At 75.1% G+C, this 6,683-nt stretch carries 9 protein-coding genes; 1 reads left to right on the plus strand and 8 read right to left on the minus strand.

The genetic code is table 11. The features are described from left to right. Positions 1-56 precede the first annotated feature (56 nt). Positions 57-926, plus strand: a complete 870-nt coding sequence (locus E1269_RS31690; protein WP_131902193.1) for an EamA family transporter — start codon at positions 57-59, stop codon at positions 924-926. On the opposite strand, the gene E1269_RS31695 is transcribed toward E1269_RS31690, so the two are convergent. The 8 genes from E1269_RS31695 to ssd all read right to left on the minus strand — a co-directional run bounded on the left by E1269_RS31695 (position 923) and on the right by ssd (position 6,429). Then, positions 923-1,393, minus strand: coding sequence for an Rv3654c family TadE-like protein (locus E1269_RS31695; protein ID WP_131902195.1), 471 nt, complete (start codon positions 1,391-1,393; stop codon positions 923-925). The two genes, E1269_RS31690 and E1269_RS31695, sit on opposite strands and share 4 nt — an antisense overlap. After that, positions 1,390-1,767: a TadE family type IV pilus minor pilin gene (locus E1269_RS31700; protein ID WP_131902197.1), complete on the minus strand. Its 378-nt coding sequence runs from the start codon at positions 1,765-1,767 to the stop codon at positions 1,390-1,392. Before E1269_RS31700 ends, E1269_RS31695 begins: the two co-directional genes overlap by 4 nt. Continuing rightward, the gene (locus E1269_RS31705) at positions 1,764-1,952 is read right to left on the minus strand and encodes a DUF4244 domain-containing protein (RefSeq protein WP_131902199.1); all 189 of its coding nucleotides are present in this window, start codon (positions 1,950-1,952) and stop codon (positions 1,764-1,766) included. Before E1269_RS31705 ends, E1269_RS31700 begins: the two co-directional genes overlap by 4 nt. 142 nt (positions 1,953-2,094) lie before the next feature. Beyond that, the gene (locus tag E1269_RS31710; protein WP_131902201.1) at positions 2,095-2,565 is read right to left on the minus strand and encodes a TIGR03668 family PPOX class F420-dependent oxidoreductase; all 471 of its coding nucleotides are present in this window, start codon (positions 2,563-2,565) and stop codon (positions 2,095-2,097) included. A gap of 27 nt (positions 2,566-2,592) precedes the next feature. After that, on the minus strand, positions 2,593-3,345 hold the full coding sequence (locus tag E1269_RS31715) for a type II secretion system F family protein (protein WP_131902203.1): 753 nt from the start codon (positions 3,343-3,345) through the stop codon (positions 2,593-2,595). Further along, the gene (locus E1269_RS31720) at positions 3,333-4,145 is read right to left on the minus strand and encodes a type II secretion system F family protein (protein ID WP_162606723.1); all 813 of its coding nucleotides are present in this window, start codon (positions 4,143-4,145) and stop codon (positions 3,333-3,335) included. The genes E1269_RS31715 and E1269_RS31720 overlap by 13 nt, the downstream gene beginning before the upstream one ends. Further along, complete coding sequence (locus E1269_RS31725; protein WP_131902207.1) at positions 4,142-5,305, minus strand: TadA family conjugal transfer-associated ATPase; 1,164 nt, start codon at positions 5,303-5,305, stop codon at positions 4,142-4,144. The genes E1269_RS31720 and E1269_RS31725 overlap by 4 nt, the downstream gene beginning before the upstream one ends. Next, complete coding sequence (gene ssd, locus E1269_RS31730) at positions 5,302-6,429, minus strand: septum site-determining protein Ssd (RefSeq protein ID WP_203434289.1); 1,128 nt, start codon at positions 6,427-6,429, stop codon at positions 5,302-5,304. Before ssd ends, E1269_RS31725 begins: the two co-directional genes overlap by 4 nt. Positions 6,430-6,683: the final 254 nt, after the last annotated feature.

Here is a 6,683-nt window from a genome sequence, read left to right on the forward strand (position 1 = left end):
ACCCCCGCCCGCCCGCGCGTCCCTTGTACCGCGTGCGTGCCCTTTAGCCTGACGGTGTGACGTCGCCGCTCGGGACGATCCCAGCGCCGGGGCTGGTGCTCGGCGGCATCTTCTCGCTGCAGATCGGCGCGGGCCTGGCGAAGGGCCTGTTCGACACGCTCCCGCCGACCGCCGTCGTGTTCTTGCGGCTGGCGTTCTCGGCGGTCGCTCTGGCGGCCCTCACCCATCGCGCCGTACGCCGATCGTTGCGGGTGGCCCCTCGGCGGGACGTGCTGCTGGCGGTCACGTTCGGGCTGTCGCTGGCGATGATGAACGTGTCGATCTACGAATCCTTCTCACGCATCCCTCTCGGTATCGCCGTCACCATCGAGTTCCTCGGCCCGTTGGGTGTCGCGGTCGCGTTGTCGCGCCGTCGGCTCGATCTGCTCTGGGTGGCGCTCGCCGCGGCCGGCGTCGTGCTGCTGGCGCGCGGCGGGCAGGAGAGCATCGACCCCGTCGGCGTGCTCTTCGCGCTCGTCGCTGCCGTCGGCTGGGCGACCTACATCCTGCTGGGCCAACGGCTGGGCCAACGATTCGCCGGTTCGTCCGGCCTGGCCGTGGCTAGCATCGTGGGCGCCGTCGCGGTGATGCCCGTCGGGCTGAGCACCGGCGGCGGCGACCTGTGGCAGACCGACGTGCTGCTGCTGGCGGCGGCGATCGCGCTGCTGTCGTCTGTGATCCCCTACTCGCTCGAACTGGAGGCTCTCCGGCGGATGCCGGCGACTGTCTTCGGCATCCTGATGAGCCTCGAACCGGCGGTGGCGGCCCTGGTCGGCCTGGCGGTGCTGGGCGAGGTGCTGCAGGCGCGCGAGTGGGCCGCGATCTGTCTGGTCGTGGCCGCCTGCCTCGGTGCGACCCGCCAGCCGGCGAGCCGCACCGAGACCTAAGCCACCCCGTCCAGGCCAGGCGGCTCGTTCATACGGGGCAGCCCGTCGGTGTTGGGCACCCCGTCCGCGCGGGGCGGCCCGGCACGCGCTCGGCGGTCCTGATCGGGCAGCCAGGGCATACCTGATGCCGTCGCCACCCGAACCTGCACCTCCACCTCGAGACCGTCGACGACGCACTCGCACAGCGCCGCGCCGTTCGCCCGGGCGATGCGCTCGGCCTCGGCACACGGGTCGACCTCACCGGAGGCGAGGCGGCGAGCCGCCGCGAGCGCGGCCAGGTCCGCTGCCGCGGCCGCCTGGCGCCGTGCCGTGTGGCCCGTCGCCAGCACGCCCACCCCGAGAAGTGCCGTGAGGACGACCATCACCACCAGCAGGACGAGCACCGTCCCCGCCCCGCGCTGCGAACGTCCACGAGGTCTCCGCCTCGCCGGATGCTCGCGGCGCGCCGAGCCTTGGGCCACGCTCATCCCGACTCGGCGAGCGCGACCGCCTGGCCGGTGACCGTCGGCGCCGGCAGCGTGTCGGCGAGTGGGCCGGGCATGGACATGCGTGCGCTCACCCGCACGGTGACCGTCCCGTCGCCGCGCTCCACCTCGACGTCCGCGCCGTCGGGCGCGACCTCGGCGGCCACCTCCCGGATGATCGCCGCCTCCTCACCCCGAGCCGCGGCTCGCGCGGCCTCGCGGGCGGCGTCGGCGCAACGGAGCTGCGCGGCTGCCAGCGTCACCGCCCACACCGCCCCCAGCAGCACGACGACCAGGGCGGGGAACGCCGCGGCGAGCTCGGCGGTGACCATGCCGCGCTGCGGATCGCCCCGTGCCGAATGCGTCGCCGAGCTCATCCGCCGATCACCCCGAACGCCCGCTCGATGACGTTGTTGAGCAGGTTCTGGATGGGCTCGCTGGTGAGCAGCTTGTAGAGGATGCCGCCGAAGCCGCACGCCGCGACGGTGCCGACCGCGTACTCGGCGGTGGTCATGCCCCGCTCGCTGCGCACGTGACCGAGGCGGCTGATGATCTTGGACATGGGTCCTCCTTGAACCCGGCGGCCGGCCGGTTCGGAGCCCGCTGGTGCGAGCTGCGACCAGACTTGCCGGGCTGGGCCGCGGATCCCAGGCCCGATGCCGGATTTGGGGACAACCACGGTCCCTGGTCCGGCCTGTGGAAACTCAGCCGGCGAATGCCCAGCCGGACCAGGCGGTGACGGTGATCCGGATGGCCGGGCCGCGCGGCGGGTCGGCACGGTACTGGGGGTACTTCGCGCACAGGCCGGCAATGGCCGCGTCGCGCTCCGGTCCTTCGCCGACGACGATGGCCAGGCCGTCGGCACGGACCCACCAGAGCTGGGTCCAGTCCTCGTCATAGTGGTCGCCCAGGACGGTGACCTTGGGGTTCTCGGCGATGTTGCGCAGTCGGCGCAGCGCGACAGTCGACTTGGGCTTCTGGTCGATGGCGATCACGATCTGGTCGCGGCCGACGGCGCTCGGTGCCGGCGCCGTTTCAGCCGCGCCGACGTCGGCTCGGGTGACCGCGAAGGTGACCGGCACGAGGTGTGGCGCGCCGTCGTGGCCGGTGGTCGCCAGCCGCGCCACCCGGGCCGCGGTCAGGCGCGCTCGGCACGTCTCCGGAGCCAGCCGCACGTCATCACCTGCCCGGGACGAGCGTACTCAGGGCATCAGTACACCCGACGTGGCCACGATCGGGACGACGCCGATCAGCACGAACGCGGGGAGGAAGCACAGGCCCAGCGGCGCCGCTGCGCGAGCTCCCAGCGAGCGCGCTCGAGCCTCACCGTTCCAGCGGGCGGCGTCCCTGGCGTCGGCGGCGATCCGGATCAGGGCCGGCGCCGGTGCGGTGCCGCGGCTCGTCGCCGCGGCCAGCAGCCTGGCCAGCGGACGCGACGCCGGTTCGGCGGCCAGCCGGGTCCACGCCTTGGCCGGTTCCACGCCCATGCCGGCGGCCGCGGCTCCGTCGGTGAGTGCGTGTCCGAGCGGACCACCCACCGCGGCACCGGCGACGGCCGCGGCCGTCGCCGGAGGGCAGCCGGCGGCCAGCGCGGCCGCCACGAGCTCCGCCGCCAGCGGCATGGCCGCCACGATGCGTTCGCGATCGCGGCGGTGAGCCGCCGGCTCGAGCCGTCCGATACCGATCCAGCAGGCCACACCGAGCGCGAGGCCGACGACGGCACCACCCGGGCCGCCGATCATCAGGTACCCGGCGACCACGACGGACAGGCTGGCAGCGGCCCTCGTCCGCGTGGACGCCGACGCCGGTGCGGGCCGGACCTCGGCCTGCCTGTCCGGAGGGCGGCGGGCGGGTGCGGCCAGCGACGACAGCCGCACGACCGCGGGCGGAGGGCTCAGCGCGACGACCGCTGCGAGCCCGGCGCAGAGCATCGCGGCGGCCGTCACGGTTCCCACGCCGACCGCACGCTGCTGGCCACACGATCGACCCACAGCAGGCCGGCCGCGATGAACCCGGCCGCCGCCATCAGGCAGACGACTCCGTAGGGGCTGGTGGTCAGGAACTCCACGGCGTCGCCGTCGCCGCCGGAGAACAGCAGGAGCGTGACCACCGGGAGGCAGGCCATCAGCCGGGACGTCGCCCGGACGGCAGCCAGCTGCGCACCGGCTTCGCGGCGTACCGCGGCCTCGGCCCGCAGCGAGTCGGCGACCGACGTCAGCACGGACGACAGCCCCGCGCCGGTGCGGTCTGACACCTCCCAGGCCGCGGCGACCGCTGTCAACGGACTGGCACCAGGTTGACGCGCGGTTTCGCGCAGCGCCTGCACGGGATCGCCGCCCAAAGCCGAGCGTCCGGCCGCAGCGCCGAAGAGGTCAGGCCACTCGGCGGCCACCACCGCCAAGCAATGGCGCGGCGGCACACCCGCTGAGAGCTCACCGGCCAGCGCCAGGCAGGCGTCGGCGACCTCCGCCTCCCGGCGAGACCGGACACTGCGAGCCCGGCGGCGGCTCAACCACCAGCGCCCGACCGGCGCGGCGAGAGCGCCACCGGCCGCTGCGACCGGCCCGGCGACCACCGCACCGGCGAGGGCACCGGCGACCGTCAGCAGGCCCAGCCGCGCCACCGGCGAAGGACGCCGCTCACGCCGCATCGCTGGGCGGACAGGCCGGCCAAGCCTTTCCTGCAAGAGCGAGGTACGGCCGCCGACCAGCAGTATGGCAGCGGCCGCGGCCAGCGCGGCCGCGAGCGCGGTCACGGCGTCCACCCACCCTGGGCGAGCCGGGCGGCCAGCTCCTCGTGGCCGGCGCGGCGTGACACCTCGCCGTCGTCGGCGACCCGGAAGGCCGGCACGACCTCCAGCCGGCCTGAGCGGCATCGGACGACGTCGATCTGGGCCAGCCGGCGGCGCCCGGACCGGTCGCGCCGCAGGTGTACGACGACGTCGAGGGCGGCACCGGCCTGAGCGTGTACGGCCTCGCGACGCAGCCCGGCTGCGATGCCGAGCGCCTCCAACCGGGCGGGCACGTCCTCGGCGGAGTTGGCGTGCAGGGTGCCGCAACCGCCCTCGTGACCGGTGTTGAGCGCGGCCAACAGATCGACCACCTCCGCGCCGCGGACCTCGCCGACTACGATGCGGTCCGGTCGCATCCGCAGCGCCTGGCGGACCAGAACGTCGAGCCCGATGCGGCCGGCGCCTTCTACGTTGGCGGAGCGGGCTTCGAGACGGACCACGTGTGGGTGGTCCGGCCGCAGCTCGCCGGCATCCTCGACGAGCACCACGCGTTCGGCCGGATCGCATCGGCCGAGCAGTGCTCCGAGAATGGTCGTCTTGCCGGTCCCGGTGCCACCCGCGATCAAGAACGCCAGCCGGGCTCGAACCACGCCGACGAGCCACGGCTCGAGCCGCGCCGGAACCGTTCCCGCGGCGACCAGGTCGGACAGGCCGAAACTGCGATGCGATGGGACCCGCAGCGAGATGACCGTGCCGTCGGGCGCGACGGGCGGGAGCACGGCGTGCAGTCGGGCTCCGCCAGGGAGCCGGGCGTCGACGTAGGGGACGGCGTCGTCGAGGCGGCGTCCCGCACCGGCGGCCAGCCGTCCGGCCAGGCGACGCACCGCGGCCTCGTCGCGGAAGCGCACCGGCGCCCGCACCAGGCCGTCGCCGCGGTCGACCCAGACCTCCGCCGGCCCGTTGACCAGGACGTCGGTGACACCGGGCTCGCGCAACAGCGGATCGAGCGGCCCCGCGCCGCTGATCTCGGCCCGCAGCGCCTCGGTGACCTCGAGCACGGCGGCGTCACCGAGCACCGCGCCTTCGGCACGCAGCGCGGCGGCGACACGGGCTGGGCTCGGTGGCTCGGCCGCCAGCACGAGGGAGGTGCGCACCCGGTCGAGCAGGACGTCGTCGAGCCTCATGCGGCCCGGACCCGGTGGTCGCGCAGCAGCGCGTCGAGGAGGTGCCCACAGCCCACGACCAGCGGACCCTTGTCGTCCAGGCCCGGTGGCTCGCCCCGGTCGAGCTGTTCAGTCAGTCCGGGCTCGGCCGTCAGGTGGGCGCCCAGCGGCAGGCCCAGCGCGGCCGCGACGTCCGCCCCGCTCAGCCCGGACTTGGACGGGCCGCGGGTCACGAGCCGCACATCCGCCGCCAGGGTGGTGAGCCCGACGGCGACCCGCGCGGCCGCCGCGACGGCGCGCACCTCGGCCGGGACCACAAGCAGCACGGCGGCGCACAGCCCTGCGGCGCGCTCCGCCGCCGGGTCCGGCCACCGCGGCAGGTCGAGAACCACCAGGTCGCACGCGCGGCGCGCCGCGGCGAGCACCGCACCGGCGGCCTCGGGCGCCATGCTCAGCAGGTCGCCTCGGTCCCACGACAGCACGGCCAGGCCGTGCCGGCCCGGAAGCTCGGCCTGCAGCGCGCGTGCGCCCAGGCGCCCCTTGCTGCCGGCGAGGTCCGGCCAGCGCAGGCCGGTGACGCCCTCGGCGCCCAGGACCAGGTCGAGACCGCCGCCGAGAGGGTCGAGATCGACCAGGATGACCGACAGCCCGGTCCGGCTCGCGGAAACCGACAGCGCCGTGGCCAGGACGGACGCACCCGCCCCGCCGCGGCCGCCGACCACACCGACCATGAGCGCCTCGCCGTCCTCGCCCTCGGCCGCGTCCGCGAAGCGACCGGCGAGCCACGGCTCGTCGTCAGGGAAGAACAGCACCTGCTCGGCGCCCAGCGCGACGCCGCGCCGCCACACGTCGGCGTCGTCGTCGCGCCGGCCGACGAGGAACACCGCGGGCCGCCGCGGCAGACCCAGCACCGTCAGGGTCTCGGCTTGGTCGTACCCCACGACCACCAGCGGTACGGCGGCCCACCGCGAACGCAGCGCATCGGGGCGGTCGGCCACCTCGACCTCGATCGAGGCGGCGGCGGCGAGCCGGAGCAGGTCGTCGAGCAGGGTCTCGTCGCGGGTGACGACGAGTGGTCGCTCGGGTGGCGCGGCGCCGACGGTCGAGACCGGCCGCCGGCGGGAACGGGGCACGAGGCGGGGCAACGGGCACCTCCTGAGAGCTGGATCGGGGCTCCCTCCACCCTTGCCGGGCGTGGCCGCGGGGCGAAGGGCCGAGGCGCAAAATGTGGACGGCGACCCCTTGCCGGGCATGCCTGTGGAAAACGCGTGCTGTCGACGGCCAGCCGCCCGCCGTCACCGGGCTCAGCGCGCGAAGATGGATGCACGAAACGCCCGGTGAAAAGAAACACGGCCCCTGCCGGGTGGGAGGCAGGAGCCGTGCGGGACCCGGCCAGGGG

Source organism: Jiangella asiatica (assembly GCF_004349065.1).
GTDB classification, from domain to species: Bacteria; Actinomycetota; Actinomycetes; order Jiangellales; family Jiangellaceae; genus Jiangella; species Jiangella asiatica.

Bases quoted from the DNA above. Each gene is read 5' to 3' on its own strand.
- E1269_RS31695 (WP_131902195.1), bottom strand. From the start codon at position 1,393: ATGAGCGTGGCCCAAGGCTCGGCGCGCCGCGAGCATCCGGCGAGGCGG.
- E1269_RS31700 (WP_131902197.1), bottom strand. From the start codon at position 1,767: ATGAGCTCGGCGACGCATTCGGCACGGGGCGATCCGCAGCGCGGCATG.
- E1269_RS31705 (WP_131902199.1), bottom strand. From the start codon at position 1,952: ATGTCCAAGATCATCAGCCGCCTCGGTCACGTGCGCAGCGAGCGGGGC.
- E1269_RS31725 (WP_131902207.1), bottom strand. From the start codon at position 5,305: ATGAGGCTCGACGACGTCCTGCTCGACCGGGTGCGCACCTCCCTCGTG.